The sequence below is a fragment of the Pedobacter sp. PF22-3 genome (genome assembly GCF_026239555.1).
Lineage (GTDB): Bacteria > Bacteroidota > Bacteroidia > Sphingobacteriales > Sphingobacteriaceae > Pedobacter.
On record NZ_JAPIVP010000001.1, the window covers coordinates 234,481 to 261,479 of the forward strand.

Genomic DNA, 26,999 nt, shown 5'->3' on the forward strand with positions numbered 1-26,999 from the left:
ATTATTTAAAATTTATTAGAATTTCATCGTATCATGCTTACCCAGATCTGGCGTATCACCAGTAACTACCGCTTTCAATATACTGAACAACACTACAATTTTTGATGAAGATGAATCCCAGTATTCAGCTTCCTCAGGTGTTACTTTTATCAGAATTAATCTTGGATCCTCAACTCCATCAGGAAACCAGGCTTTTATAAATGGAGAAAAATAAGCCTCTTTACGTACTTTATCATCTACAAGCTCTGCCTTACCCTTAACCGTTAAATACGTGTTTTTCGACGGATCGCTATAAGCTAGCAGCACATTGTTTTCTTTTGAAATCTCTTTCGATTTTAAGGAATACTCATTCGTATAAAACCACAAACTGCCATCATCTTCAATTTTTGCAGTTCCCATTGGCCTGCTTCCAAATTCATCACCTGAAGAAAATGTAGTGAACATACAAGTCCTTACACTTTCTGCCATCTCTTTTAAGATGGCTATATTTTTCTCGTTTTTCATGTTTTTGATTATTTATAGAGAAAAACAGAAAGCTCCTTAAAAGGTTTCTATAAATTAAACCTTATTTGGTTTACTCACATATTTGTTGCCCTTAACAAAGAATCGCCAAGGCAATAATGCATGTTCTTTGGCATAAGCAATGCCAACGCGTGGTGTAGCTGCAATATCTTCTTCAGCATAACGGATACCATTATCCTCGATCCAGATCTCATCATCGGAAAGATTTTTTGCATTGAAGGTTTTATCTATTCCTAATGCTTTTGCCGCTGAACCAGGTCCAGCCGAAATAGCACCTTTTGTACGAGGCATATTCCTCCGCTCTTCAATAATATCTATTCCAATAAGCGGTTCTATCCCTCTGATTAAAACAGCATGAGGATCGTCCTTAACCGAAGTAACCACATTAAATAAATGATGCATTCCGTAACAGAGATACACATAAACAATGCCACCTGTACCATACATGGTTTCGGTGCGGTTGGTACGGCGACCGCCATAAGCATGAGAGGCCTTATCTTTTACCCCAAAATAGGCTTCTGTTTCTACAATGATCCCTGCAGTAATTTCATTACCAATTTTAGTGTACAAAACCTTACCGAGCAAATCTTTTGCAAGACTCACAACATCCTCATTCTGGTAATATTCAGCTTTTAATTTCAATATTTGACCTAAATTATCTATTTAACAAAACTGCAATAACCTGCTCTAAATAAACTTGATCTGTTTCATCAAATTTATTCAACATTTCACTATCAACATCAAGCACGCCAACTACCTCATCATTAACAATGAGAGGCAGAACGATTTCGGATTTTGAAGCTGATGCACAGGCAATGTGACCAGGAAATTCCTCCACATCTGGTACAATGATGGTTTTGGCCTGTGCCCATGAAGTTCCGCAAACACCTTTTCCTTTTTTTATTCTTGTACAAGCCACTGGCCCCTGAAAAGGACCAAGCACCAGCTCATCCTGCTTTACTAAATAAAAGCCAACCCAAAACCAACCAAACTGCTCTTTAAGTGCTGCAGCTATGTTTGCCATGTTAGCCACAAAATCTGTTTCGCCATACAATAAAGCTTCAATTTGAGGAATGATGGATTGGTACTGCGCTTCTTTAGAGGCATCTCTGGTAATAACTAAATCTTCTGCCATTTCTTTTGTTTATATGATCAAAGTTAATAATGAATTGTGAGATGCAAGCCAGACCGGTTTATAATGACAAAAATTTGAATGATAACCTATCTTTAAAATCCTTAGTTTTGATCTCTTAATTGTGTGCTTATGATTGTAGCCTTAACCATTACTAGATTTCGTGGTCTTACCATCCCCTTTGCTTTTATGGGAATGGCAGTTTTAAGGCTGCCTTTATGGTTAAATAAAAAGTGTAAGTTTTGGAAATTAATGGGTAGCGGCAAAGATGCCAGTGTTGATTTACCTCCAGATTATAAACATTGGGCAATTCTCACTACCTGGGATGAACGTAAAGATTATAATGATTTTTATCGGAACTCTTTAGTGATGAAATGGTTTATTTTTTTTGGAATAGAAAGTTTTACTATCTTACTAAATCCTTTAGCCAGTCATGGTTTATGGTCAAAAGAACAGCCATTTAAAGTTGATAATATAAATCAAACATCCTCTGGGAAAATCGCTGTAATAACGAGGGCCGCGATTAAATTTAACAGATTAAAAGAGTTTAGACAGAATATTAAACGGGCGGCCAATGCCATGCGTATTGCGCCGGGATTTATCCTATCTGCAGGTATGGGAGAAAATCCATTTTTTGACCAAGCCACCTTCTCTATATGGGAAGATGCGGAGAGCGTAAAAAACTATGCCTATAAAACCTTTGACCATGCTGATGTGATTAAGCTCACCAGAGCGCGGGAATGGTATAAGGAAGAACTCTTTGCCCGTTTCTCAATCGTTGATAGCTGGGGAACGCTTAACGGTGTATCTGCAGAATTGTAAATAAAAATATAATAAAATGAGAGTAGTAGCAGAACTTCCGCATCCGGAATGTAAGATTACCATTTTTTCGATGAACCAAAAATACATTGTAAAATTTGAACAAGGTACTTTTGAGCAAAGTTACAAGCTTGCAGAACTGGACTTAAGTGGCGGTGGTGTAAATGATGTATTTGAAATTATTGATGAAGAATTTATCCAGACCGTTATTACGCGTTTTAAGGTGATGCGATCAGATTTTAATGCAGCTTACCATAGACATCAATATTAACACCTAATACATGCAAAACACTGACATATAGATACTTATATCTTAATTCAGCATTATATTCTGAATTTTTGATTTAATTATAATTAAAAAACATCTTCTATTGTTTCTTATTATTTAATTAAACATAGTTAAGTTTCTGATATAATGAATTTTATATTTAGCAAAAAAACATAATTTTGTCCTGCTTTTATGCCAAATATATGGGAGGTTTAGTGATTTTGGGATGAAATAAGAATTACTTTATAAAAAAACATCTTCAATAAATTCTAATGAAAAGGTCGTTATTTCGACCGCAGTAGAGAAATCTTTTATCACAGTTTAAAGATTTCTCCATTCGCTGCGCTTCAGTCGAAATGACAACACTTTTTTTAGGATTCTGTCATTATTAGCGTAACGAAGAATCTCTGCATTTTCTTATAGCAAATTCGAAAAAGCATTGCCGGAAAATTTTCAATTACTAAAAGATTCTTCATTGCATTCAGAATGACAGAAAAAGTATTTCTTTTAGTGGTATTCTAAATAACAAAATGGGGGTTAAGCAGAAACCACTGTATCGTGTACCACTACCCTATACCAGTTTTTGGAGAATTTTTCTACAGCATCTAAATGTATTTTATCTTCCTGGTATGCATTGTGATCTTCAATGTTTGCGAAAGTAATCGTTAGCGAATAAGTAAAAGAGTTATCCGTAACCGGACGTACTGGCGTGTTTGCAGCTAATCCAAAACTTAAAGTTTTTATATATTTAATAGGCTTTAAGCTTTCGAAAAAATTAGTAAAATCGGCTATTTCATTTTTGGTTAATTGTGGCTTTAACCAAAACATTACAAAGTGTTGAATCTGTCCTTTATCAGGGGTAGGGATTTCTGTCATGGGTTCTTTTTTCTTTAAATATATTAATCATTTTTTATTAGACATAAAAAAAGTCCTGATGTAAACCAGGACTTTCATATATTTTAAAAAAAAATTAGTTTTTAGGCTGTACCCGACCAGATTTTCTGTCTTCGCCTCTACCGATTAAATAACCTCCACCAGCACCAACCAATCCACCAATAATAGCGCCTCTTCCTTTTTTCTTATCAATTAAAGCACCACCAACTGCACCAGCGGCACCACCAATTACAGCGCCCTTAGCTGCATCACTCCAACCTTTTTTCTTAGCTGTTGGTTGTGTACCACCGTATGCACTGCTAGAACTTCCACCAGAGCTGGCATATGATCTTCTAGTACTTGTACTTGATCTTCTTGCAGCAGCCAATTCTGCCTGGTGTTTAGCTTCTTTCTCTTTTTCTACTCTAGCTACTTCAGCTTTTTTAAAGCTGTCTAAACGTAAACTATCTTTTACGGCTTTAATGGCTAATTGTTTTTCTGCTTCCTGCTGTTTCAATGCAGCATCTTCTTTTGCTTTGTTATTACAAGCAAACATAACAGAACTTAATGCGATTACTACCAATATCCTTTTCATAATTTTTAATTTTAATATGTCTCCAGTTTAGCTACCTAACCTCACTAAACGGGTTTCATTTGTGATATATGATTTAGTTAATTATCACTACTAAAGAAAAAATGATGCCAAAATGTTTTGAAAATGAAAAATTATTCCTCTAAGTCGATATACCAGAAACCAGAAAGCACTGTGGATGAACAAGGTAGATCATCATCTGGTGTGGTTTTGGCGGGTGCATTGTACGTTCGGAATACCTGCTCTCCGATGGTGAATGGTATTTTATTCCTGAAAATAGGTCCCTCAAATGCAAAGGTATGAAACTCTCCATTTTCTCCACAGGGATCAATTTCTGATGGAAGCTGATCAATCAAGTCTTCGCTGATTATTTTTCCACAAATGTCTTTCAGATTTTCCTGTGTACATACAATGATGGTTTTATAGTTCAGCTTAATAAACTCGCTGATCAAATCTCTGGTGTTTTTATGCCATAGTGGAAATATGGCTTTCAAACCAATTTCAGCAAGCTTACTTTCACGGTATTTACGCAGGTCTTCCAGAAAAATATCACCAAAAATAGAATGTGTAATTCCTTCTGCTTTAAATTTATTCAGATGGGTACGCATAGTATTGTCATATGTTTCCATATCGGGCATTTCACCTAAACGGATCTGATATAATGGGATACCAATACTTTCAGCCTGCTTAATCAGCAAAGTTTCCCTTACCCCATGCATCGACACACGGTTATATTGTTCGGTGACTGTAGTAACCAGATAGCGGATTTCGATCGTTGGATCCTGAAGAGCATGATGTAATGCGAGGGTACTATCTTTGCCACCACTCCAGTTAAAAATGCTGTTTTTTTTACCCATTCATTAAGATCCTTTTCAGTTGTTCCATTCCATTCACCGCATTTTGTTCAATCGTAATTACATTATGGTAGCGCTTAACATCTGGAGTTTTTGGATCGATGATGTATTTCTTGACCTCACGAGGTACGAAATCGATAAGTCCGGCTGCCGGATAAACAGCTAGAGAAGTACCAATCAACACAAATAAATCGGCATTTCCACAAATTTTGGCCGCAACTTCGATCATCGGCACCGCTTCGCCAAACCAAACTACATGTGGCCGCAGTTGTGAACCGAACTCGCACAATTCACCCATTTTTATTTCTGAACCTGTAATGGGATAAGTTAAATGAGGTTTAAGGTCGGATTGTGACCGGGTAATTACGCCATGGAGGTGGGTAACTTTGGTAGAGCCTGCTCTTTCATGCAGATCATCGATATTCTGGGTAATGATTTCAATATCAAAATTATTTTCTAGCTCAGCCAGCAAATGGTGTGCCCGGTTAGGCATTGCAGCCAAAACCTGCTTTCTTCTTTCATTATAAAACGCTTGTACCAATTCCGGATTTCTTTCCCAGGCTTCAGGTGTAGCTACATCATATATATTGTAACCTTCCCACAAACCATCCGAATCCCTGAAAGTCTTTAATCCACTTTCGGCACTGATCCCTGCCCCTGTTAATACGACTAACTTCATAAAATATTATACCGATTGGAATGATTGAACGGACTGAGCATGATTGATAAACTTCTTCGCAATATTCTCATCAGCCTTAAAAATATTGGGATGGAACATGCAAGCTAAAGCTTCAATACCTTCTACCAAAGTGCCAATACTTGGCTGTGTGAACATGTCAAAATCAGCAATGTAAACCTGGTTGTTTTTTACCGACTCCAAGTTATTCCAACCTGGTTTTGATGTAAGGAGTTCCATTTCTTCCAGGCTTCTTTTTTGGTCGAAGCCACAAGGCGCAATAACCAATACTTCTGGATTATACTTTATTATCTTTTCCCATGGCGTAACGATGGAATCGCCCGCAGGATTAGAAAGCATATCTACACCGCCGGCAGCAGCAATCTGAAAAGGAATCCAATGTCCACAGTTGTAAATCGGCTCGATCCATTCCATCAGCATCACCCTTTTTAATGGTGATTTATTTTGACGTAGTTTATCTAAAATCTGATCGGTTTTCTGCTGTAAGCCTGCCAGGTAACTAAAAGCTACTTCTTCTTTTCCCAAAGCTTTGGCAATGGTAATGGCGCATTCAAAAACATCCTGCAGATTATTGGGCGAAAGCGGAACCAAAGTTGGCTGCTTACTTAGCTTCATTACAGCGGTTTCGGTACAAACGGTATCAATGTTGCAAACTTCGCAAATGTCCTGTGTGAAAACCACATCAGGTGCAATGCTTTCTAAAAGCGCATCATCTACCCAATACAGGCTTTTACCCTGCGCTTTGGAAGCCGAAAAAATCCGGTCGATTTCTACACTGGAATAGTTTTTACCTTCCAGGATACAGCGCACAACTTTCGGTTGATCAGCGGCCTCCTTCGGACATTCGAAGGTTACCCCATGCAGGTAATCCTGAAGGCCCATATCGTATATCATTTTGGTGGCGGCAGGTAAAAAGGAAACAACTTTCATTTGGATGTAAAATGTAATAGGTAAAATGGAATTGATTTTCTAAGTTAAAAAAAATCCTCTTTTGAATTGAATCAAAAGAGGATTTCTGTTTATTTTTTGTTGGTTAGCCACCAATCACTTAATTATAACTTTTGCGTTTGCAGCTTTAATACCGGGTATTTTGCTTTCAAGATTTCGAAAGCTCCGAAAAGTAATGCGCCATAAATTACCGTTCCTTCCAAGAACCTGATCTCGAATGGAATGGCTTTGACTAAACAAGCCCAAAAACCAGCTAAATCTTGCGTAAAGGCTGGGTTTTTAAACCAAACACCAATATCGCTCACAATCCAGTGGATTAAAACAATTACAAGTGTTGAGGCCAATAAATTCACCACATTAACTTTTTTAAGCAATACCCGACCTACTAATACCATTAAAGCGAATGCAATGTAAGTCCAATACCAGCCCTCGTAAAGAAAGCCGCTGCTGTATTTACTGAAAATAGTAATAGACAAAATGAAATCGCTTAAAAACAAACTCAATATCGGAAAAGCGAAAGCTTTAAGATGATCTTTAAAATAGGCACCACCAAATAAAGCAACAGCTCCGATTGAAGAGAAATTAGCGAATTTCAATTCATCCGAATTAAATGTTACCAGCAAACGGAAAGCCGTTATGGCCAATATCATTAAGAGCAATATTAAGGTGCGTGGATTAAATTTTAAATGAGACATTTTATTTTGGTTAATATATATGCTGCAAAGTTAAATTTTATTAGTGTATATTAAAAATTACGCCTGTATTAAAGTTGAAACCTAAGCTATTGTAACCAATTATCTCATTGTATTTTTTATTCAGGATATTTTTAGCATCAAAGAACAGTTTTACGCTTTTTTTAGCAAGAGCATATTCGGCATAAGCATTTAACAATTGATAAGCAGGTAAATTATCGACTGTATAAGTTGTAAAATTACCATCGGTGCGTTTGCCAAAATAACGGTAATTTGCACTCACATATAAATTGCTGGTAGCCTGTGCACCTGCAGTAATCCCAAATGTATGTTTTGGTCTGCGGAAAAGATAATTGGCAATTGCATTATCAACAAAGTTAAATTCATTACCTTCCACATAAGCATAATAACCGTTAATATTAAACACAATGAATTTAACAGCTGGCTCAACTTCAAAACCTTTGGTTTTCTGACTTACCTGATTAATGTATCCGTTAGGGTAAGCATAAATAATTGCATCGGTTAAATCACGTTTGTAACCTGCTAAACGCAAGCTAAATTTATCATCAGCAAAGCTAAAATTAACACCTGCTTCATAATTCTGAGATTTTTCAGGTTTTAAATCTAAGTTAGCACCAAATTGTCCAAAAAGCATGTTTAAAGTTGGCACCTTGAATGCTGTTGAAACCGTTCCGAACAGTTTTATTTCCTTAATGATGTTAATACTTGGAGTAATTGAATATGTATAGTTTTCGCCATATTGCTCATGTTTATTGTAACGTCCGCCAACTTCCAGGTTAAATACACTTAAATCGTGTAAGAATAATGAAGTATAAGCAGCAAAAATATTGGTTTCAGGTTTATTCGTTGCTGATGATAATTTCATCACACGGTTGTCGATACCGACCAACAAATCCAGTTTATTGCCTAATTTCTGGTTGTAGAACAAATCCAATACTGATACCCTGCCTTCGTTAACGCTAGGATACTGGCTGTGCGCATCATTCCGGGTACTTTCAAAGCTGTAGTTTAAAGTTACTTTACCAGTAGCAAACTCATATTTAGCATTGGTACCTGCAGCAAAGTTTTTCAAGATTGAATAATTATTTGCATCAGTAAATGCACCACCATCGAACTGGTAATTACCGTAATAGTAACGTACAAATGGATTTACAGAGAAATGATTATCCAGCTTAATTCCGAAATTTGCATTTAAAGCATCGGTTTTGAAGCCATCTTTATCAAATACGGATGTATTTCCCACCGGATTAGCTGCCTCAGAAATTCCATCCGTTTTATGATGAGTATAGTTAATATTATAAGAAAATCCTTCAACTCCACCGTTTAAACCAATGGTTCCTTTGTATGTTTCGTAGCTACCTGCACTGGCCACACCATAAATGGTATTCCCTTTTGGACCACCTTTTTTAGTGATGATATTGATTACCCCTGCAACCGCATCAGAACCATAAATGGTAGACTGTCCGCCTCTTAAAATTTCGATGTGATCGATCTGATCAATTGAAATCAATCTTAAATCGAATGCACCTCCGTTTCCTGAAGGATCGTTCTGTACGATACCATCAATCAAAACTATTGAATAAGCACTCCCTGCACCTCTAAAAAACACCGATTTGTTTAATCCGGGATTGCTGCTAGCACCTGCCACAATAATTCCGGCCTGTTCGCTAATAAGTTCGGGCAATGATTTACCGTTACTGCGCTCCAATACTTCGCGACTGATAATGGTAACCACTTTTCCGGTCTGCGATTGTTTCTGGTCATTTTTGGTTGCAGAAATGACAACATCTTTGAGCTGCAAACTGTCTTGAGTTTGCGCATTAGCCACCTGGCTAATCATTAACTGTGCGAGCCCCAGCCCTGCTACAGTTAGCATACTTTTTTTGTTCATTTGATTGTGAGTTTTGCCCACAGCCAACAGATAAGAAAAGGAAATGAAAATACGAACAACGTTAATATCTCAATCCTAGCTTCAATCCCCGAAAGCTATGAAATTAAACGCTAAAGGCAGGTCTTCTGACTTACTCCTGTTTTTTCTGTCTTCCCGCCCAGTAGTTAATTAAGCAGTGACTTATAGATTGAAAAAACATTATAGAGCTTACAGCTGCGGGACAGTTACAGATTTACACTGTATTCCTTTTTAATTCCGGGTGTAAAACTGGAAACCAAAAGCGCCGCAAAGGTAGTAAAAAGAGTACAACAAAAATAAAATATGAAAGTTGTTGAATTTAGTTTTTCAAAGCCTGTTAAAAACAATATAAATGAAAAAGGCCTGCACCAGGCAGACCTTCATATTGAGCTGTTATTTATAGGTAGATAGTAATTTTATTTGATCCCTAAATCAACCGCACCTTTAACTTCGGTAGAAATTTCACCTAAACTACCTGCATCGGCATTTTGTCCGGTGTAAATTTTCACGAAATCAATTGTTTTCAGATCCACTTTACTTCCATTTTTATCAACCGCCCAAGATAAGTCGAAGCTGTTATATAAGTTGGTTTTGTAATCATCGCCAGTAGAATAGCTATCGGTATAACCCCAGTCAAAAGGAGAACTGATTATAATGCTACCTACTTTACCTGTTGATGGCGGTAGCAAAGTTCCCTTAAAAGTTATATTTTCCTGATTTGCAGCAAACTCAGGATAAAAATTGTGTTTATGAAAATTGTTAACCTTTACTTCGCCACTGTTTCCCTGGTTATCTTTCCAGCTTACATTGGCAAATGCTTTAGGGTTGGTATAGGTAATCTCGTAATTTTTAATGGTGTTTGTTTTGGCATATTCACTTCCATCCAGTTCATACCATTCATCATCGGCAAGGCCATTACCATTGCTATCCTGACTAACCATTACAATGCCGGGCTCTGAAAAATGATACGGTGCACCTGACGGATTACCATAGATGGCCAGATCGTTACCCGTGTTATTTACTACGGAATGATCAAAGCCAAAAATGATGTAGCCACCAAAACCACCTAAAGAGATCAGGTTCGTGGTACTTCCAATTAATTTCTGTGCTTGTTCTGGTTTACCTAGTGTTTCATTCACAAACTGACCTGGTGCAGGTAGATAATCCAGGATCCGGCTGATAAATTTGCTGCTATTTGGGGTAATCTCGACCACCGGAACCGGAACAGTGATAGTATAGGTATGTGTAAATTCGCCAGCTTCATTATAACCTTTATATGCCAAAATATAGGTGCCAGCTTTTGCCGCCGCAAAGTTAAAGTTGTATACTGTGCTTACTACTTTACCATCTAATTTCCATTCGTGTTGAAAAGCTTGTCCGTTATTTGTACCCGCACTAAAAGTAGTTGCTACGGCTACTTTAGCTTGTAAAGCATCTGCCTTAATCAGTAAATTTACATCAGGAGCCATTTGTTTATCTTTTTTGCAACTAAATAGGAACAGGCAGAAAAGCAAGGCATAGCTTATTGATTTTTTCATTTTTTGTGTGTTGGTATGTTATTTAAATAAGAATGTAATGTGTGCCGGAATATCACCAGTGGTGAACGTAAACTTCCTTTTCCCTGCTTTATCAAAACAGTAAATGGTGCCCGGTGTAACATAATCTCTGGCATCGGTCACAAAAACATCTCCCGATGTAGAATCTACAGCAATACCGTAAGGAAGCGTAATCAAAGCCTCTGTACCATCGGTTATAAAATTGTTGCTCGCAACCGTTTCATCTTTTACATTAAGTTTTAGGTAGGTTGACTTTGAAGTACTGTAGCTGTAAGAAAACAGGTAGGCATCATCTTCATTAATCCAAAAATCGCTAACCGGGATATTGAAGTTCTTTTTAACGGCATCAGTCTTAGTGTCAATTACATAAAGAGAAGAAGCTATAGCTGCATAATCACCTCTTGAGGTTACATATACATCGCCGTATTTATCGGCTTTTAAGTGGTGCAGGTTAATGGCTACATCAATCTTTTTTATTTCGGTATTGGTAGTTAAGTCAATTACCGATACTGTTCTGTCGTAATTTGGATAGTTATAACCGCCTGAGTTGGCCACATACAGTTTATTGCCTACAACCGCCATTTCTTCAGGTTGGTTACCCACCATGATTTTAGATTTAATGGTGCTTAAAGCGGTAGTATCAACCATGGCTACGTAGCCATCGTAAGAGGTGATGTAAGCAAAGTTCTTATAGAAGGTTACATATCGTGGGTTATTGATATCCAATTTGGCTACCTGCCTGGCATTGCTGGCGTTTAAGATTTCAACCTTATTGCTTCCATTTATCACCACGTACATTTTGGCACCATAAATTTTAATATCGTTACCTACATCACCAAGCCCTAAAGTAACAGTTGGGTTAGCGGCACCAAATATATTCCTGGTGTATTTACCATCATCATAGCTATAATAATCTAACGATGATTTGTTAGAACCCCAGTTTGCTTCATTTAAAACATATAAGCCTTTTACTGTTAACGATGGAGTTTTGGCCCCTTGTTCCGAATCTTCACCTACCGGAGTATCCTTTCTACAGGCAAATGCAAGGGCAGTTAAAAGCAAAAATCCTGTGAGTTTAAAAAAATGTTGTAATTGGTGTTTCATATTTTGATATTAAATTGGTTTAAAAATTAGTGGATAAAGTAAAACGGTAGTTTCGACCCGGCATCGGATAATTCAGTACCACATCGTAATACTGGTTAAAAACATTATTGATTTCAGCATTGAAAAAGAACCTTGTTTGTTGGCAAACGAAATTTACACCAACGGCTAAATCGTGCGTATACCAGGGTTTAACATAGTTAGCCGCGATATTAGCTTTTTGGCTATACCTTTCGCCGGTGTAGATGTAGCTATAATTAAATACCAAGTTTTTATAATCAATACCAAACCTTGCAGATCCACTGTGAACAGGGATGTAAGGGATCTGATCACCGTACCGAAAAGCAGTTGCACTAATATCTATTGCCTGTTCGTAAGTATAGTTGGCATTTGCTTTCAACTTTAGCTGGGCAGCCAAATCCCAAACAGTTTGAATATTGGTTTCGAAACCTTTAATCTGCACGCGATCGAGGTTAACCATTGTCCACCGGCCTAAATTATTACCCGGAATGGCTACAATCTTATCTTTTACCAGATTATAATAGGCATCAGCTTGAATAGATAAATAAGCCAAATGCTTACCATTTGATGTATGTCCGTAAGTAAAGCCTAAGTCGTACTGATTGGTATATTCGGGTTTAAGTTTGGTATTGCCAATAAATGTATAATAGAGATCGTTAAAAGTTGGCATCCGGAAAATAGATTTGTAAAAACTGCGAATGCGGAAATCTTTGGTTTGGAGCGGTTGCCAAGAGGCCATTAAACTCGGTGTATATTCTTGCCTGTTGGCAGATTGATCACCGTTTTTAACCTGCTCCGCAATCAGGGTTGCTAAAATATTGCCTTGTATGATTAATCTGTTTAAGTTTAAGGCACTGGCAAACGCCACTAAACCAGTATTGCGGCTTGGGTAAGCAAAATCGTATAAATTGGCATTCAGTCTTTGTAAACTGTAGTCTGTGGCGAGGGAAAGCTCCCAGATATTCGATATTTTATACAGATTGACTGCAGAAATGTACCATTCGGTTTCGGTATAGCGATTGTCCAAACAGCCATTTTGTATTTTAAATTCCGGATCGAGGTAATGCATAAAACTGTACGCATACTTCGTATTGAACATAAAATTGTAGCGTGCACTTTTTTTATTTTGGTATGAAGCCTGAACAAAACTATTATTATCCCATTGGCGTTGCGTAAAGGTAAACCTGTTCGAAACAATAGCTCCGGGCAATCCACGGGCCGAATTGTAGTTATATAATTTAATGTTCCATTTACTGCTGTCGGGTAATAATCCAAACAAAGTAGCTTCTACCCTTGCCGATTTAACATCGCTATTGTTCCTGATAATGGTCGTGTCGTAAGCCAGTTCCCTATACCTGAACCTATATTTCCCATTTGATTCTAAATAGCTGACATCTACAAGGAAGGAAATTTTATTGCTGATTTTTTGTTTATAACTGAGATTGGGATTAATTAATCCGAACGAACCAGTTTTAAAACTAGCGCCAAAACCATACTTTTTCCCGGAACTAAAAATAGGTTGCGCAGTTTTGAGGTAAAGTGCGCTTGCTGCCGCAAAACCTCTGGCCGGCATTAGTAACTCGGGCTTCTGACCAACGTAAACGGCAATTTCTTCCAGATTATCTAACGAAAATTTGCCTAAATCTACCTGGCCATTTTGGGCATTACCCAACTGAACACCATCGTAAAATACAGCAGTATGGTTACTGCCCATGCTCCTTACATTAATGGTTTTTAAACCACCAATACCTCCGTAATCTTTTAATTGTACGCCCGCAAAATAACGTATGGCATCTGCAACCGACAGGCTGTTCAAGCGTTTTAATTCCGATCCGATGAGGATTTGAACCGGAGTTGGCGATAAGTTAATCCTTGAATTTTTATATTCAGTTATTTTAACTTCCTGAAGTTGATTAGCTTTTGCAGTATCTATCTGCGCAACAGAAATATTGGGCAAAAAAACACCAATACCCAATATGGATACAAAAGCAAAATAAAACCTGATGTTTAATAAAACAACTGTAATTTTAATCATTTGATTGTGAGTTTAACCCACAGCCAACAGATAGAAAAGAAATGAAAATACGAAAAACGCAAGTACCTCACCCCTAGCTTCAATCCACGAAAGCTATGAAATATAATGCTTAGGCAGGTCTTCTGACTTACTCCCGGTTTTCCGGCCTTCCCATCCCGACGTGTCGGAACAGTGGCAAATTGATTGGAAATCCGTTAAGGAGCTTACAGCTGCGGGACAGTTACAGATTTACACTGTATTCCCTTTTAATTCCGGGTGTAAAACCGGAAACCAAAAGCGCTGCAAAAGTAACAAAATTAACCAACATGTAAAATGGACGATGGAAAATGGTGATTTTAACAACATCAGAACCTTTAATAAATAAGGTGATAGCTATGGTTACAGCACTGATAATTTTTATTTCGTTGATTTCAAGAATGGAATTGAGTATTTCTTAACCGCTCTAGTACAAAGCGATGAAGATGGCATATTTAACGATAACAAATATGAATACGATACCTTTTGTTTCCCCTTTATGAAAAACCTGAGCAAAAGCATTTATGAAGTAGAATTAAACCGCAAAAAAATGCACCAACCAGATCTGAGCAAATTTAGACTCGATTATTCCCATTGAGATCAAAACCTTTCAGCCATTTTCAGGTTTATAGCGTAATATTGTATAAAAAACTATACATTAATTAAAAAATAATATATTCGCATTTCAAAATTAAAGAATACATCTCTAATGGCTAAATTATTAATAATTGATGACGAACGTGCGATAAGGAGTACCTTACGCGAAATTCTGGAATATGAAAATTATGATGTTGAAGATATAGATAATGGTATCGACGGCCTCGAAATGATCAAAAAAGGCAATTTCGATTTGGTTCTTTGCGATATCAAGATGAATAAAATGGACGGTATGGAAGTGCTGGAGCAGGCACAGATCATTAAACCCGATTTGCCATTCATTATGATATCCGGTCATGGCACAGTTGAAACTGCCATTGAAGCTAGCAAAAAAGGAGCATTCGATTTTATTTCGAAACCACCTGATTTGAATCGCTTATTAATTACCGTACGTAATGGTTTAGACCGTGGAACTTTAGTTACCGAAACTAAAGTTTTAAAACGCAAAGCCAGTAAAACCCGTGAGATTTTAGGCGAATCGGAAAGCATTTCCAAAATTAAGGAGACCATTGAGCGTGTTGCACCTACCGAGGCCCGTGTATTGATTACTGGTGCAAATGGTAGTGGTAAAGAGCTGGTAGCCCGTTGGTTACACGAAAAATCTAACCGTGCCGATAGCCCTTTAATTGAGGTAAACTGTGCGGCTATCCCATCAGAACTCATTGAAAGTGAGTTGTTCGGACATGAGAAAGGCTCTTTTACTTCTGCAGTTAAGCAGCGTATAGGTAAATTTGAGCTGGCTAACGGTGGAACTTTATTTTTAGATGAGATTGGAGATATGAGCCTATCTGCCCAGGCAAAAGTTTTACGAGCTTTACAAGAGCATAAGATTTCTCGTGTGGGTGGCGAAAAGGAGATTGATGTAAATGTTCGCGTTTTAGCCGCAACCAATAAAGATTTATTGAAAGAAATTGAAGATGGTAATTTCCGTATGGACTTGTACCACCGATTAAACGTAATCAATATCCATGTTCCGCATCTAACTGAACGTACTGATGATATCCCTGTTATTGCCCAGAACTTTTTAGAAAGTATCTGCAGCGATTATGGAATGCCTGTTAAAAAAATAAATGAAGGCGGTATGTTGGCATTGCAAGCTTTACCATGGACAGGTAATGTGCGAGAGCTGCACAACATGATTGAGCGTTTGATTATTTTAAGCGATAAGGTAATTACCGAAAACGATGTACGTGCCTTTGCTAATCCGGGAGGTGGTACAAACATTGGTGCTTCAACCAGTACACAAATTGCTAATGCAGGAGGAGGCGCCAGCCTGGCTTCTTCTTTCGATTCGTTCAATAATTTCCAGGATTACAAAGATTATGCAGAACGCGAATTCATCAAATTTAAGCTGGAAAAAAACAACTGGAACGTATCAAAAACAGCTGATGAAATTGATATTCAAAGAAGTCACTTATATAGTAAAATAGAGAAATTTGGCTTGAAGAGAGCAGAATAAGAAAAGTTGAAAAGTTTGAAGGTTGGAATGTTTGAAGGTTCTCCTGACAATATTCCAACCTTTTTTTAAATTGAAAGGTTTAAAGTTGAATGTTAAAAGAGCAAAATGCCAAATTAAAAAGCTAGCCTGGAATTTTGAAACGTTAAAATCTTCTTTAGCACTGAACTTTACAACATTTCAACTTTTGAATATTAAAACCTCCCTCAACCCATATAATCATTCTGCCTCATCAGCAAAGCCCTGTATTTGTTAAAAATTGCCGTTTTAGAAACAAAGCCTAAATATTGATTCTTTGTGGTTAGCACAGGCAAAATCCATACATTATCCTGCTCCATTTTTTCTAACACTGATTTCAGATCATCATTTTCAGTGATAACATTTGGTGCTGTTTGTACCAGGTAAGAGGCTTTCAAATTTTCCTTATCAGGATGATTAACCATTTCATTAAATAGCTCTTCGATGTAAATTATACCTTTAAAATCTCCAATTCCATCAGTAACAGCAATTACATTCTTGTGCGACTGCATAATTTCATTCATTTTCAACGAAATTAAATCATTCATCTGCAACTGCGGATAGCTTTTTTCGATCAGATATTTTAGCTTCATCTGGTTCAAAACGGTAGTATCCTTATCTTCATGCGACAATAACTCGCCCTTATCTGCAAGTGCCTTGGTATAAATTGAATGTTTTTGCGAACTGCGGTTAATGGCGTAAGAAATGGCCGTTGTAATCATCAATGGTACCATTAAAATATATCCACCCGTAATTTCGGCAATCAAAAAAATACCTGTTAAAGGGGCATGCATAATCGAACCTAATGCCGAGGCCATACCAGCTACAATAAAGTTTGATACGTTTAACTGTGCTAGCCCGGATAGGTTTACTGTATAAGCAAAGATAAACCCAATTAAACCGCCCATAATTAAACTGGGCGCAAATGTACCACCGTTACCACCAGCGCCTAACGTAACCAGGGTGGCGATGGATTTCATAAAAATGGTTACGACGGTAAAAAGTACAACCACAGCCGAAATTGAACTATAATCAGCGAAGATACTATTGTTAATAACCGTCTGATAATCACCTTTTAATAAACCTTTTATGGTAATGTACCCCTCGCCATATAAAGTTGGAAATAGAAACACCAGAGCACCCAACAATAAACCGCCTACGATAACCTTAGTGTAAGGATGTTTTATTTTATAGAATAGTCCCTTTACGGCATAGTTCGCTTTTGTAAAATAAATAGAAAACAAACCAATAAAGCAGGCTAATATTACATAGTAGAATAAAGCATTAACCTTCCATCCTTCTGTAACCAAAAAGAAAAGTTGTTGCGTATAAAATAATCTGGCCACCACGGCCGCAGTCGCCGCGGATAATAAAAGTGGGATAAATGCAGGAATGGTAAACTCTGGCAATAAAATTTCGATCGCAAAAACAATCCCAGCCACAGGACTATTAAAAGCCCCTGCAATACCTGCTGCTGCACCACAAGCTACCAACATGGTAATTTCGCGATAAGATAAGCCCAGTAAACGACCAAGATTTGAGCCTATTGCCGATCCACTGGTTACAATAGGTGCTTCCAAACCTGTTGAACCGCCAAAACCAACTGTAACCGCTGCAGTAATAATCTGCGAGTAAATATTATGTGCTTCTACCTTACTCGATTTTTTTGAAATGGCATAAAGCAAAGGGGTTAAACCTGTTTCGAATTTTGTTTTACGGATAAAGTATTTAATATACAAAACCGTTAACAAAATACCGATCATCGGAAATATAAAGTACAGGTAGTATTTATATTTCCAGTGCCAGTCTGATTGAAGAAATTCTTCGATATGGTGGGTTAAACTTTTTAGAACAGCTGCAGCCAATCCGGCTAAAATCCCAACAATTACGGCAAGGATAACTAAGAAATTACGGTTTGATATTTTAGATTTACGGTATTGGTTAATCTTATCAAGGTAATTTACAAATCTGATGTACATTCTATTGCTTTTTAAATAGAGGGAGGATGCACAAAAGTAAGAAAAACAAAAACAGAAGCCAATTTAAAGACCTCTTTTATGCATCAAATTTATCCAATAGTTTAATTAAGGTTGCAAAATCTTTTGGATAAGGAGCATCAATCACAATATCTTGATCATCTAATCCTTTAAAAACCAAATGTCTGGCATGTAATGCGAAACGTTTCATAATAGGTTGCTCCTCTTCGCCTTTGGTTAATTTATAACCTCTCTTAATTGAAGAAAGAAAAACCGGTTTCCCTTTATACATATCATCACCAACAATGGCTGCCCTTTGTGTGGCCAGGTGAATGCGGATTTGGTGCATACGTCCTGTAATGGGCTTACATTCTACCAAAGTATAGTGTTTATAGTATTTTAACGAGTCGAAAATAGTTTCTGCTCTTTTACCTTCTGCCCTATCAATAGTTACATTTTTATTGCCATCGTTCAAAATCGGGAGATCAACCGTTAACTGGTCAAAAATAACGTGCCCATCTACCACCGCATGATAGGTTTTATTTACCTTTCTTCTCTCGAATTGCATAGAGGCATGGCGATAACCTTCCGGATTTTTAGCAATAATTAAAGCGCCAGAAGTTTCTTTATCCAATCGGTGACAAACCTGTGCATCATCGCTATATTGTTTAGCTAAACGCAACACATTGGTCTCTCCTGATCCCCCACGTTCATCAAGTGAGGCTAAAAACGGAGGTTTATTGATCACAATAAAATCGTTGTCTTCGAAAAGAATAAGGTCTTTAAAATTTGGAAACTTCAAACTGTGTAGTAATTAATGAAGCACAAAAGTACGATTTTATTTTTTCTTACAATTGACGTTACCCTTAATTTATTCATCTTACCAGCACGGTTTATGGTCCTTTCAACTGAAGTGCAGCGAAATAGATAAATCTGAACACCAAATTTCTCTACAGCAGTCTATAAAAAACAAAAAAGCCGCCCTGATGTTGATCAGAACGGCTTAACACCTTTAGATTTTATAATTTAAGAAAGCTCAAACTTATAACCTACCCCTTTTACAGTTGAAACATAAGTTTCGCCCAACTTTTCTCTCAATTTACGGATATGTACATCAATTGTCCTGTTGGTTACCACGACAGAATCTTCCCAGATATTTTTCAGGATCGATTCGCGGGTGTACACTTTTCCAGGTTTTGATGCCAATAAGTATAAAAGTTCAAACTCTTTTTTAGCCAATACCACTTTGTTACCGCCTTGAAAAACCAAATAAGCTTCACGGTCGATTACTAAATCGCCAATTTCCAATTTGTTTTCAGATACTTCTTCCGTACCAGTATTTCTTCTTAAAATCGCATTAATACGGCTAACTAAAGCACGTGGTTTAATCGGTTTTGCGATATAATCATCAGCACCTACATTAAAACCTGCAATTTCTGAATACTCTTCACTTCTGGCGGTTAAGAAAACCATAAATGTATTCTTAAATTCAGGTATTGCGCGCATTAAACGACAAGCCTCAATTCCATCCATTTTAGGCATCATAATATCCAAAATAATCAAATCCGGATGTACCTTTTTCGCAACAGTAATTCCTTCCTGGCCATTGGTAGCTGTAAAAACCTGATAACCTTCTTTTTTAAGATTATATTCAATTAGCTCCAGAATATCTGGTTCATCATCAACAATTAATATTTTCTGACCTGCGTTGTTCATAGTTAAATATTTGTTACGAAAGTAGTGTCTATGATGCAATATTTAGTTAAGTCTAAGTTAAGAAATTGTTAATTACTTAAATTAGTTTAACATGGAATTAGTTTTAACGTAACGTTTTGGCTAAAAATGCATCTAGCTCATCACCACGTAGGTTTTTAGCCACTATTTTTCCGGCAGGATCAACCAGATATGAAGTTGGTATAGCTTGTACCTGGTATTTTTTTACCGTTTCGCCATTAAAATCCTTTAATTCCGAAACATGTGTCCATGCTAAACCATCTGCTTTCACCGCACCTAACCATGCAGCCTTATCCGTATCTAGTGAAATACCAATGATATCAAAGTTCTTATTTTTATACTTATCGTATACCTTAACCACATTAGGGTTTTCCTGACGGCAAGGCTGGCACCATGATGCCCAAAAGTCAATCAATACGTATTTCCCTTTATAATCTGATAAACTTACGGCCTTGTTATCTGCTGTATTAATGGTAAATGCCGGAGCAATCTGCCCAACCTGAACCGCTTTTAAAAGTGCCATTTGTTTTACAAAGGCATCAACTGTGGCATTACCTTTAATTTCTTGTTTAACCTCATCGGCAAATTGCACCAATTCAGCTTCAAATTCTTGCGGACTTAAAGTATTCATAGCATAGAAACTGGCTAGCGTACCTTTATTATCTTTCGCAAATTTTATAATCTGTGTATTTAATTGATTGATATATGATTCGTACTGAGGTTTCATTGATTCTAACACAGCTGCCCTGTTTTGAGGTTGTGTAGCCACTTTTGCTTCAAAATCTGCCTGTAATTTTTCTACCTGTTTGGCGAAATTGTTTCTAATGGCATTTAGTTCGGATAATTTTTCGACTTCATTTGCCCCTGAAATCTTGTAAGACATATTTTTATCGGCCAAATCAGCTTCTAATTTAATTTCATCGCCATTTTTTGCAATTAACATAAACTCATGATTACCTACTGATACCCTAAAGAAATCAACAGACGGCGTTTTACGAATGAATTTAAATTCGCCTTTTTCGGATAAATTGGTTGAATCGACTGCAACCATATTGCTATTTTGCATGCCGTACAAAAACACTTTCTTCTCCTTACCTGGATTTAGAAAAGTTCCGTCAATAGTAAAGCTATCTTTAGATTTGCATGCAGTGAAAGCAATCGCGATCAGCATGATCAGGCTCAATTGTTTTAATCTCATTATTTCAGTTTTTCAAGTATTAATTCATTTAATTTTTTAGCATCGGCTTTTCCTTTGGCCAGTTTCATTACATCGCCAACAAACAAACCTAAAACGCCCTTTTTGCCTTTCTTGTACGCTTCAACCTGTTGTGGATATTTATTTAACACTTCATCAATAAAACTACTTAATTCATTTCCGTTTTCAGAAATCAATAAGTTTAGTGATTGTGCCAAATCGATAACTTTAGCATCATTTGCCAATTCAACAGCGGGTAATAATTGCTGTATCGCTATTTGCTGCGTAATTTTTTTATTATCAACCAGGTTAACAGCTTCTGCCAATTGTGCTGGGTTAACTTTGAAATCGGATATCGTAATTCCTTTTTCATTTAAAACAGCTCTGATCGGGCCGATTAACCAATTAATTAAGCTTTTTTTATTGTTAACAGTTGACCGGGCCGTATTAAAATAGTTTAACAAGCCTAAATCTTCAGCAAAAAGTGCTGCATCTGCTTTACTGATTCCATAATCAGCAACCATTTGCTGCGTAATTTCATTTGGTAAGGCCGGCATTAAAGATTTAATTTCTGCTAACCAATCGTTAGAAATATGAATGGGTTGGAGGTCTGGATCCGAAAAATAACGGTAATCATTAGCCTCTTCCTTAGTACGCATTGGAGAAGTGGTTCCTTTATCAGCATCAAAGTTTAAAGTGCTCTGGATAATTTTTCCGCCATTACTAATCACTTCAATCTGGCGGCCAAATTCGAAATCCATTGCCCTACGCACGTTACGCATCGAGTTTAGGTTTTTCACTTCACAGCGGGTACCAAATTCAGCAGTGCCTTTCTGACGTATAGAAATATTGGCATCACAACGTAAACTGCCTTCTTCCATATTGCCGTCACTAACATTTAAATGCCTTACCAGTTTCCTGATTTCACTTAATAAAACAGAAGCTTCTTCGGAACTACGGATATCAGGCTCGGTAACAATCTCAATTAGCGGTACACCTGCACGGTTCAAATCAACCAAAGAATAATTATCATCCTGATCATGAATGCTTTTTCCGGCATCTTCTTCCAGGTGAATGCGATTGATTCCAACCTTCTTCTTCGTGCCATCTGCCAATTCAAGTTCTAAAAAACCATTTACACAGATGGGTTGATTATCCTGGGTAATCTGGTATCCTTTTGGCAAGTCGGCATAAAAATAATTTTTCCTGTCGAAATGATTGATCTGGTTGATGGTACAATTTAAAGCTAAACCGATACGGATAGCTTTTGACACTACTTCTTTGTTTAACTTGGGTAAAGCCCCAGGCAATGCCAACGAAACAGTAGATATATTTTGATTAGGTAAAGCCCCAAATGATGCACTATCAGCAGAAAATATTTTCGTATTTGTATTTAACTGAACGTGGATTTCTAATCCAGAAACGAGTTCGAAATCAGTTTGTGGGCTTGTTTCTTGTAAAGGCATTTAAGGCTTCCTATTGTTATAAGTTTTATTAACCAAGGTTTTATAGCTTAATAAAGATTCAATCTATGGTTAAATATTAATGTGTCAAATATAGTTATTATTTAGTCTTTCGTTAAAAAAGGCTCGATGGAGAATTTTTAAAATTCCTGCCAGGGCAATCCGCCGACCACCAACCAAAAGCATTTTATCGGGTTTATACATTTTCCTGATAGTATCCATACCCGATGTGCCATGCATTAAGTAATTGCAAATTTTAATTATTTTTAATTCTGATAATAAGATTTATAAGGAGATATCATCAAATTAATTAATTAATTAAAAATTATTACATAAAATACTAAATATAAGAAAGTTACAAGCATTTAAACAATTTACTCAATATATTGAGTAAAATTACTCAGTTGAGTATATTAATAGTTAAAAAATGTTAAAGGGGATCCCGTAATTAAACTGCAACCAAGTATCATAGTCTATCTAACCAACACAAAAGAAACCTTTTAATTAAAAAATTATGAAAAAGTTAGTTTTAATTGCCGCAATACTGATGGTTTCATTATTCGGTATAAACAATGTAAAAGCACAGGTTAGCTTAAATATCAATATTGGTTCGCAGCCTGTTTGGGGACCAACAGGCTACGACCACGTAGACTATTATTATTTCCCTGATATAGATGCTTATTATTATGTTCCTTCAGGCCAATACATTTATTCGAATGGAGGACGTTGGATCTGGACAAACAGTTTACCTGCCCAATATGGGAACTTTGATTTATACCGTGCTTATAAAGTGGTAATCAACGAACCTAAACCTTATTTGAGAAATAATATATACGTAACCAGATATAGTAAATATAAAAACTATGGTGGCCGTCAAACCATTATTAGAGATAGTAGAGATACTAAGTACTATGTGGTAAAAGGACATCCTAATTATAACCAAAGGCCTGTAAGAAACGTTACTATCATCAATAAGCGCCCTAATCCTATAGTGCAAAAACACGTAGTAAGACCTGCTCAAAATAATGGCCGTCCTCAATTTAACAATGGTCACGATAACCGTCCGGAAAGAGATAACAGAAAAGGCCGTGATAACGAACGCCATTAATATTAATATTTAGCTGTGGTTAAAGGAGTTTCAAAAGAGGCTCCTTTTTTATATGTCTGTTACAATAGATGTTTTGGCACAGCGTTTGAATTGTTTGATCTACACACAAATAAATAGATTATTATGAAAAAGTTATTCGTCATCTCCGCGATTTTAGGCATCGTGGCTTTAACATCTAATCAATCTAACGCTCAAGTAAACATTAACGTAAATATTGGTAACCAACCAGCATGGGTTCCTGCAGGTTATCAAAACGTTAATTATTACTATCTTCCAGAAGTACAATCTTATTATTATGTTCCTCAAAGGCAATTTGTTTATTTAAATGGGAACCGTTGGATAAGATCGAGATATTTACCGGCAAGGTATAGCGGTTACGATTTACGTCATGGAAGAAAAATTGTAATGTACGGAAATAGTCCTTACCGAAATTATCACACGCACAGGGTAACCTATGTTAGCCGTAACAATTATTACCGTTCATCTTACGGTGGTGGCAGGATCAGATACCGTGGGCCTGAAAATCATTTCAAGCCTCACCATATAGATCGCGGTCATCATGGAGGAAGATTAAATCCAGGTTTATTCTCCAGGGGACACCGAGAAAAACATGGTCATGGCAGACATTAAAACAAAAAAGAGGCTTAAAGCCTCTTTTTTGTTTTAATAATACGAACCTGCTAATTCAACGCAAGGCATATTTTATTTGTTAGTGCTGTGGTATAAAGCTTTCTGCTTTTTCTAAAACTACTTTTAGTCCGGCCGGATTTTTACCGCCCGCCGTGGCATAAAATGGCTGTCCACCGCCACCGCCCTGGATCTCTTTACCCAATTCGCGAACAATATTTGAAGCATTTAATCCTTTCGTCACCAGGTGATCAGAAAGCATTACTGTTATTCCTGGTTTACCATCAATTTCTGTTGTGAAAATCAGAAACAGATTATCAACCATATCTTTCAAAGAAAAGGCCAGGTTTTTAATGGCTTCGGCACTTTGCAAATCGATGTGTTTAGCAATCAGGTTAACACCATTTATACCTCTTACATGATGTACAATTTCATGTTTTAAAGTATTTACGCGCTCTAGCGTTGATTTTTCTATCTCCTTTTTCAGTTTTGCATTTTCATCCAATAAAGCCTGTACAGAAGCTGATAAATCTTTGCTTCCGTTTAATAACGCTTTTAAGTGCCCCAATTCTTTTCTTTGATCTAGGAAAAACTGCTCTGCTTTATCGGCGGTAATGGCTTCTATACGACGCACACCAGCTGCAACTGCGCTTTCAGAAACAATTTTGAATGAACCGATCTGCCCTGTAGCCTTTACATGTGTACCCCCGCAAAGCTCTTTCGAAAAATGATCATCAAAAGTAATCATACGGACAAAATCACCATATTTTTCACCAAATAAAGCCGTTACACCACTTTCAATGGCATCTTGGTAAGGAACATTACGTTGTTCCTTCAATTTAATGTTTTGGCGGATTTTCTGGTTCACAATCACCTCAATCTGAGCCAATTCTTCTTCAGTTACTTTAGCGAAGTGAGAAAAATCAAAACGCAGGTAATCTGCATTAACTAACGAACCTTTCTGGTTAACATGTTTTCCTAAAACCTGTTTAAGCGCTGCATGCAATAAGTGTGTGGCAGAGTGGTTATCTTCCGTTAAAACACGTTTATCTTCATCTACAACTGCCCAGAATTTGCCTTCCAGATTATCGGGTAATATATCGGTAAAATGAACAGTTAAACCATTTTCTTTTTTGGTATCGGTAATATCTACCCAAAACTGTCGACTATTGTCTTCTAAACGGCCTGTATCGCCAACCTGACCACCGCTCTCTGCATAAAAAGGTGTTTGGCGTAAAACGATCTGATATTGTTCTTTCCCTTTAGCTTTTACTTTACGGTATTTTAAAATCTCGGTTTCGATTTCAAGGTCATCATAACCTACAAATTCGCTCTGATCGTCTGTATTTACGGTAATCCAATCGCCTGTATCAATTGCGGTAGCAGCACGGCTATCGTCTTTTTGTTTTTTCAACGCCTGTTCGTAGCCAGCCAGATCAACGTTCCAGCCTTTTTCTCTAGCCATCAATTCTGTTAAATCGATCGGGAAACCAAAAGTATCTGACAATTCAAATGCAAAACCTCCTTCAACCACATGATTAGCAGCTTGGTATTTTTCGAAACGCTGAATTCCAGTAGATAAAGTTCTCAAGAAAGAAACTTCTTCTTCCAACACCACTTTTTGTACAAAATCCTGTTGCGAAATCAATTCATCAAACACCCCTTTAAATTGCTCTGCCAATAAAGGAACCAATTGATTTAAGAAAGGCTCTTTAAAGTTTAAAAAGGTATAAGCATAACGTACAGCCCGGCGTAGAATCCTGCGGATGACATAACCTGCTTTATTATTGGAAGGTAACTGACCATCGGCAATAACAAAGGAAATGGCACGGATATGATCGGCCATTACACGCATGGCAATATCCGTTTTCTCGTCAGCACCGTATTTAATTCCAGCTTTTTCAGAGATAAACTGAATCAATGGCTGAAAAACATCGGTATCGTAGTTAGAGGTTTTTTCCTGTAAAACACGTACCAAACGTTCAAAACCCATTCCGGTATCAACATGTTTGGCGGGCAAGCTCTGCAATGAACCATTTTTTAAACGGTTAAACTGCATAAATACATTATTCCAGATTTCAATTACCTGGGGATGATCTGCATTTACCAGGGTAGCACCATCAACTAAAGCTTTTTCTTCATCGGTACGGCAATCCACATGGATTTCTGAACATGGCCCGCATGGTCCGGTATCGCCCATTTCCCAAAAATTGTCCTTTTTGTTTCCAGGTAAAATATGGCTTTCATCCACATATTGTTTCCAGAGATCGTAAGCTTCCTGGTCTTTTTCCAAACCTTCTTTCTCATCGCCTTCGAAATAGGTAACATATAATTTATCTTTCGGGATTTTGTAAACCTCGGTCAATAATTCCCAACTCCAGGCAATGGCCTCTTTTTTGAAATAATCGCCAAAACTCCAATTACCCAACATTTCGAACATGGTATGGTGATAAGTATCAATCCCCACCTCTTCCAGATCGTTATGTTTGCCCGAAACACGTAAACAGCGCTGGGTATCAGCAACACGAGAATATTTTATGGCGGCCTCCCCTAAAAACAGATCTTTAAATTGGTTCATACCTGCATTGGTAAACATTAAAGTTGGGTCGTTTTTAACCACAATCGGTGCTGAAGGAACAACATGATGTTGTTTCGATTCAAAAAAACTAAGGAATGCCTGTCTAATCTCTTTTGCTGTCATTTCAATATT

At 37.1% G+C, this 26,999-nt stretch carries 24 protein-coding genes and 2 riboswitches; of the genes, 5 read left to right on the plus strand and 19 right to left on the minus strand.

What is annotated here, in order from left to right; translation table 11 throughout:
• Window positions 1-15: 15 nt before the first annotated feature.
• Genes OQX63_RS01030 through OQX63_RS01040 form a run of 3 tightly spaced genes read right to left on the minus strand, consistent with a single transcriptional unit; the run spans window position 16 to window position 1,657 of the window.
• Window positions 16-504: a pyridoxamine 5'-phosphate oxidase family protein gene (locus OQX63_RS01030; RefSeq protein ID WP_265849035.1), complete on the minus strand. Its 489-nt coding sequence runs from the start codon at window positions 502-504 to the stop codon at window positions 16-18.
• Between the two features lie 54 nt (window positions 505-558).
• Window positions 559-1,164, minus strand: coding sequence for a DNA-3-methyladenine glycosylase (locus tag OQX63_RS01035; RefSeq protein WP_265849036.1), 606 nt, complete (start codon window positions 1,162-1,164; stop codon window positions 559-561).
• A 13-nt stretch (window positions 1,165-1,177) separates the two neighbouring features.
• The gene (locus tag OQX63_RS01040) at window positions 1,178-1,657 is read right to left on the minus strand and encodes a GAF domain-containing protein (protein ID WP_265849037.1); all 480 of its coding nucleotides are present in this window, start codon (window positions 1,655-1,657) and stop codon (window positions 1,178-1,180) included.
• A 129-nt stretch (window positions 1,658-1,786) separates the two neighbouring features.
• Between OQX63_RS01040 and OQX63_RS01045 the strand changes: the two genes are divergently transcribed.
• Together OQX63_RS01045 and OQX63_RS01050 are read left to right on the plus strand one after the other, a co-directional pair.
• Window positions 1,787-2,476 carry a DUF3291 domain-containing protein gene (locus OQX63_RS01045; protein WP_265849038.1) on the plus strand — a complete coding sequence of 230 codons (690 nt, stop codon included), beginning with the start codon at window positions 1,787-1,789 and terminating at the stop codon, window positions 2,474-2,476.
• Window positions 2,477-2,492: 16 nt separating this feature from the next.
• On the plus strand, window positions 2,493-2,744 hold the full coding sequence (locus OQX63_RS01050) for a hypothetical protein (RefSeq protein WP_265849039.1): 252 nt from the start codon (window positions 2,493-2,495) through the stop codon (window positions 2,742-2,744).
• Window positions 2,745-3,278: 534 nt separating this feature from the next.
• Here the strand turns inward: OQX63_RS01050 and OQX63_RS01055 are convergent.
• The 10 genes from OQX63_RS01055 to OQX63_RS01100 form a co-directional block, all read right to left on the minus strand.
• Window positions 3,279-3,617, minus strand: a complete 339-nt coding sequence (locus OQX63_RS01055) for a Dabb family protein (protein WP_265849040.1) — start codon at window positions 3,615-3,617, stop codon at window positions 3,279-3,281.
• A gap of 94 nt (window positions 3,618-3,711) precedes the next feature.
• A complete protein-coding gene (locus OQX63_RS01060; protein WP_265849041.1) occupies window positions 3,712-4,209 on the minus strand; it encodes a YMGG-like glycine zipper-containing protein in 498 nt (165 codons plus the stop codon).
• 131 nt (window positions 4,210-4,340) lie between these two features.
• Window positions 4,341-5,063 (minus strand): diphthine--ammonia ligase, encoded by a 723-nt coding sequence (locus OQX63_RS01065; protein WP_265849042.1) that lies wholly within the window; start codon window positions 5,061-5,063, stop codon window positions 4,341-4,343.
• A complete protein-coding gene (locus tag OQX63_RS01070; protein WP_265849043.1) occupies window positions 5,056-5,739 on the minus strand; it encodes an SIR2 family NAD-dependent protein deacylase in 684 nt (227 codons plus the stop codon). The genes OQX63_RS01065 and OQX63_RS01070 overlap by 8 nt, the downstream gene beginning before the upstream one ends.
• Before the next feature lie 6 nt (window positions 5,740-5,745).
• Complete coding sequence (locus OQX63_RS01075) at window positions 5,746-6,687, minus strand: ABC transporter substrate-binding protein (protein WP_265849044.1); 942 nt, start codon at window positions 6,685-6,687, stop codon at window positions 5,746-5,748.
• 122 nt (window positions 6,688-6,809) lie between these two features.
• Entirely contained in the window at window positions 6,810-7,400 is a 591-nt protein-coding gene (locus OQX63_RS01080) for a DUF6580 family putative transport protein (RefSeq protein ID WP_265849045.1), read from the minus strand.
• Between the two features lie 40 nt (window positions 7,401-7,440).
• Window positions 7,441-9,309, minus strand: coding sequence for a TonB-dependent receptor plug domain-containing protein (locus OQX63_RS01085; protein ID WP_265849046.1), 1,869 nt, complete (start codon window positions 9,307-9,309; stop codon window positions 7,441-7,443).
• Between the two features lie 97 nt (window positions 9,310-9,406).
• Window positions 9,407-9,603, minus strand: a riboswitch (cobalamin riboswitch).
• A gap of 140 nt (window positions 9,604-9,743) precedes the next feature.
• On the minus strand, window positions 9,744-10,865 hold the full coding sequence (locus OQX63_RS01090; RefSeq protein WP_265849047.1) for a PKD domain-containing protein: 1,122 nt from the start codon (window positions 10,863-10,865) through the stop codon (window positions 9,744-9,746).
• 18 nt (window positions 10,866-10,883) lie between these two features.
• On the minus strand, window positions 10,884-11,987 hold the full coding sequence (locus OQX63_RS01095) for a YncE family protein (protein WP_265849048.1): 1,104 nt from the start codon (window positions 11,985-11,987) through the stop codon (window positions 10,884-10,886).
• A 19-nt stretch (window positions 11,988-12,006) separates the two neighbouring features.
• Window positions 12,007-14,040 carry a TonB-dependent receptor plug domain-containing protein gene (locus OQX63_RS01100; RefSeq protein WP_265849049.1) on the minus strand — a complete coding sequence of 678 codons (2,034 nt, stop codon included), beginning with the start codon at window positions 14,038-14,040 and terminating at the stop codon, window positions 12,007-12,009.
• Between the two features lie 94 nt (window positions 14,041-14,134).
• A riboswitch (cobalamin riboswitch) is annotated at window positions 14,135-14,330 on the minus strand.
• A gap of 434 nt (window positions 14,331-14,764) precedes the next feature.
• Here OQX63_RS01100 and OQX63_RS01105 point away from each other — a divergent pair.
• Window positions 14,765-16,171: a sigma-54-dependent transcriptional regulator gene (locus OQX63_RS01105; RefSeq protein WP_265849050.1), complete on the plus strand. Its 1,407-nt coding sequence runs from the start codon at window positions 14,765-14,767 to the stop codon at window positions 16,169-16,171.
• 203 nt (window positions 16,172-16,374) lie between these two features.
• Here OQX63_RS01105 and OQX63_RS01110 read toward each other — a convergent pair whose 3' ends face one another.
• From OQX63_RS01110 to gatB, 5 genes are all read right to left on the minus strand, one after another.
• Window positions 16,375-18,165: a chloride channel protein gene (locus tag OQX63_RS01110; protein WP_265849051.1), complete on the minus strand. Its 1,791-nt coding sequence runs from the start codon at window positions 18,163-18,165 to the stop codon at window positions 16,375-16,377.
• A 76-nt stretch (window positions 18,166-18,241) separates the two neighbouring features.
• Entirely contained in the window at window positions 18,242-18,964 is a 723-nt protein-coding gene (locus OQX63_RS01115) for an RluA family pseudouridine synthase (RefSeq protein ID WP_265849052.1), read from the minus strand.
• Window positions 18,965-19,188: 224 nt separating this feature from the next.
• Window positions 19,189-19,878, minus strand: coding sequence for a response regulator transcription factor (locus OQX63_RS01120; RefSeq protein WP_029274338.1), 690 nt, complete (start codon window positions 19,876-19,878; stop codon window positions 19,189-19,191).
• Window positions 19,879-19,981: 103 nt separating this feature from the next.
• Window positions 19,982-21,094, minus strand: a complete 1,113-nt coding sequence (locus tag OQX63_RS01125) for a TlpA disulfide reductase family protein (protein WP_265849053.1) — start codon at window positions 21,092-21,094, stop codon at window positions 19,982-19,984.
• A complete protein-coding gene (gene gatB / locus OQX63_RS01130; protein WP_265849054.1) occupies window positions 21,094-22,557 on the minus strand; it encodes an Asp-tRNA(Asn)/Glu-tRNA(Gln) amidotransferase subunit GatB in 1,464 nt (487 codons plus the stop codon). The genes OQX63_RS01125 and gatB overlap by 1 nt, the downstream gene beginning before the upstream one ends.
• 511 nt (window positions 22,558-23,068) lie before the next feature.
• Between gatB and OQX63_RS01135 the strand changes: the two genes are divergently transcribed.
• On the plus strand, window positions 23,069-23,662 hold the full coding sequence (locus OQX63_RS01135; protein ID WP_265849055.1) for a hypothetical protein: 594 nt from the start codon (window positions 23,069-23,071) through the stop codon (window positions 23,660-23,662).
• Between the two features lie 123 nt (window positions 23,663-23,785).
• Entirely contained in the window at window positions 23,786-24,292 is a 507-nt protein-coding gene (locus OQX63_RS01140) for a hypothetical protein (protein WP_265849056.1), read from the plus strand.
• 79 nt (window positions 24,293-24,371) lie between these two features.
• Here OQX63_RS01140 and alaS read toward each other — a convergent pair whose 3' ends face one another.
• A complete protein-coding gene (alaS, locus tag OQX63_RS01145; RefSeq protein WP_265849057.1) occupies window positions 24,372-26,990 on the minus strand; it encodes an alanine--tRNA ligase in 2,619 nt (872 codons plus the stop codon).
• Window positions 26,991-26,999: the final 9 nt, after the last annotated feature.

Coding starts and splice junctions, on each gene's coding strand:
- OQX63_RS01125 (WP_265849053.1), bottom strand. CDS start 21,094: ATGAGATTAAAACAATTGAGCCTGATCATGCTGATCGCGATTGCTTTC.
- OQX63_RS01070 (WP_265849043.1), bottom strand. CDS start 5,739: ATGAAGTTAGTCGTATTAACAGGGGCAGGGATCAGTGCCGAAAGTGGA.
- OQX63_RS01050 (WP_265849039.1), top strand. CDS start 2,493: ATGAGAGTAGTAGCAGAACTTCCGCATCCGGAATGTAAGATTACCATT.
- gatB (WP_265849054.1), bottom strand. CDS start 22,557: ATGCCTTTACAAGAAACAAGCCCACAAACTGATTTCGAACTCGTTTCT.
- OQX63_RS01055 (WP_265849040.1), bottom strand. CDS start 3,617: ATGACAGAAATCCCTACCCCTGATAAAGGACAGATTCAACACTTTGTA.
- OQX63_RS01110 (WP_265849051.1), bottom strand. CDS start 18,165: ATGTACATCAGATTTGTAAATTACCTTGATAAGATTAACCAATACCGT.
- OQX63_RS01065 (WP_265849042.1), bottom strand. CDS start 5,063: ATGGGTAAAAAAAACAGCATTTTTAACTGGAGTGGTGGCAAAGATAGT.
- OQX63_RS01105 (WP_265849050.1), top strand. CDS start 14,765: ATGGCTAAATTATTAATAATTGATGACGAACGTGCGATAAGGAGTACC.
- OQX63_RS01120 (WP_029274338.1), bottom strand. CDS start 19,878: ATGAACAACGCAGGTCAGAAAATATTAATTGTTGATGATGAACCAGAT.
- OQX63_RS01085 (WP_265849046.1), bottom strand. CDS start 9,309: ATGAACAAAAAAAGTATGCTAACTGTAGCAGGGCTGGGGCTCGCACAG.
- OQX63_RS01075 (WP_265849044.1), bottom strand. CDS start 6,687: ATGAAAGTTGTTTCCTTTTTACCTGCCGCCACCAAAATGATATACGAT.
- OQX63_RS01040 (WP_265849037.1), bottom strand. CDS start 1,657: ATGGCAGAAGATTTAGTTATTACCAGAGATGCCTCTAAAGAAGCGCAG.
- OQX63_RS01030 (WP_265849035.1), bottom strand. CDS start 504: ATGAAAAACGAGAAAAATATAGCCATCTTAAAAGAGATGGCAGAAAGT.
- OQX63_RS01140 (WP_265849056.1), top strand. CDS start 23,786: ATGAAAAAGTTATTCGTCATCTCCGCGATTTTAGGCATCGTGGCTTTA.
- OQX63_RS01045 (WP_265849038.1), top strand. CDS start 1,787: ATGATTGTAGCCTTAACCATTACTAGATTTCGTGGTCTTACCATCCCC.
- OQX63_RS01090 (WP_265849047.1), bottom strand. CDS start 10,865: ATGAAAAAATCAATAAGCTATGCCTTGCTTTTCTGCCTGTTCCTATTT.
- OQX63_RS01135 (WP_265849055.1), top strand. CDS start 23,069: ATGAAAAAGTTAGTTTTAATTGCCGCAATACTGATGGTTTCATTATTC.
- OQX63_RS01100 (WP_265849049.1), bottom strand. CDS start 14,040: ATGATTAAAATTACAGTTGTTTTATTAAACATCAGGTTTTATTTTGCT.
- OQX63_RS01095 (WP_265849048.1), bottom strand. CDS start 11,987: ATGAAACACCAATTACAACATTTTTTTAAACTCACAGGATTTTTGCTT.
- OQX63_RS01060 (WP_265849041.1), bottom strand. CDS start 4,209: ATGAAAAGGATATTGGTAGTAATCGCATTAAGTTCTGTTATGTTTGCT.
- OQX63_RS01080 (WP_265849045.1), bottom strand. CDS start 7,400: ATGTCTCATTTAAAATTTAATCCACGCACCTTAATATTGCTCTTAATG.
- alaS (WP_265849057.1), bottom strand. CDS start 26,990: ATGACAGCAAAAGAGATTAGACAGGCATTCCTTAGTTTTTTTGAATCG.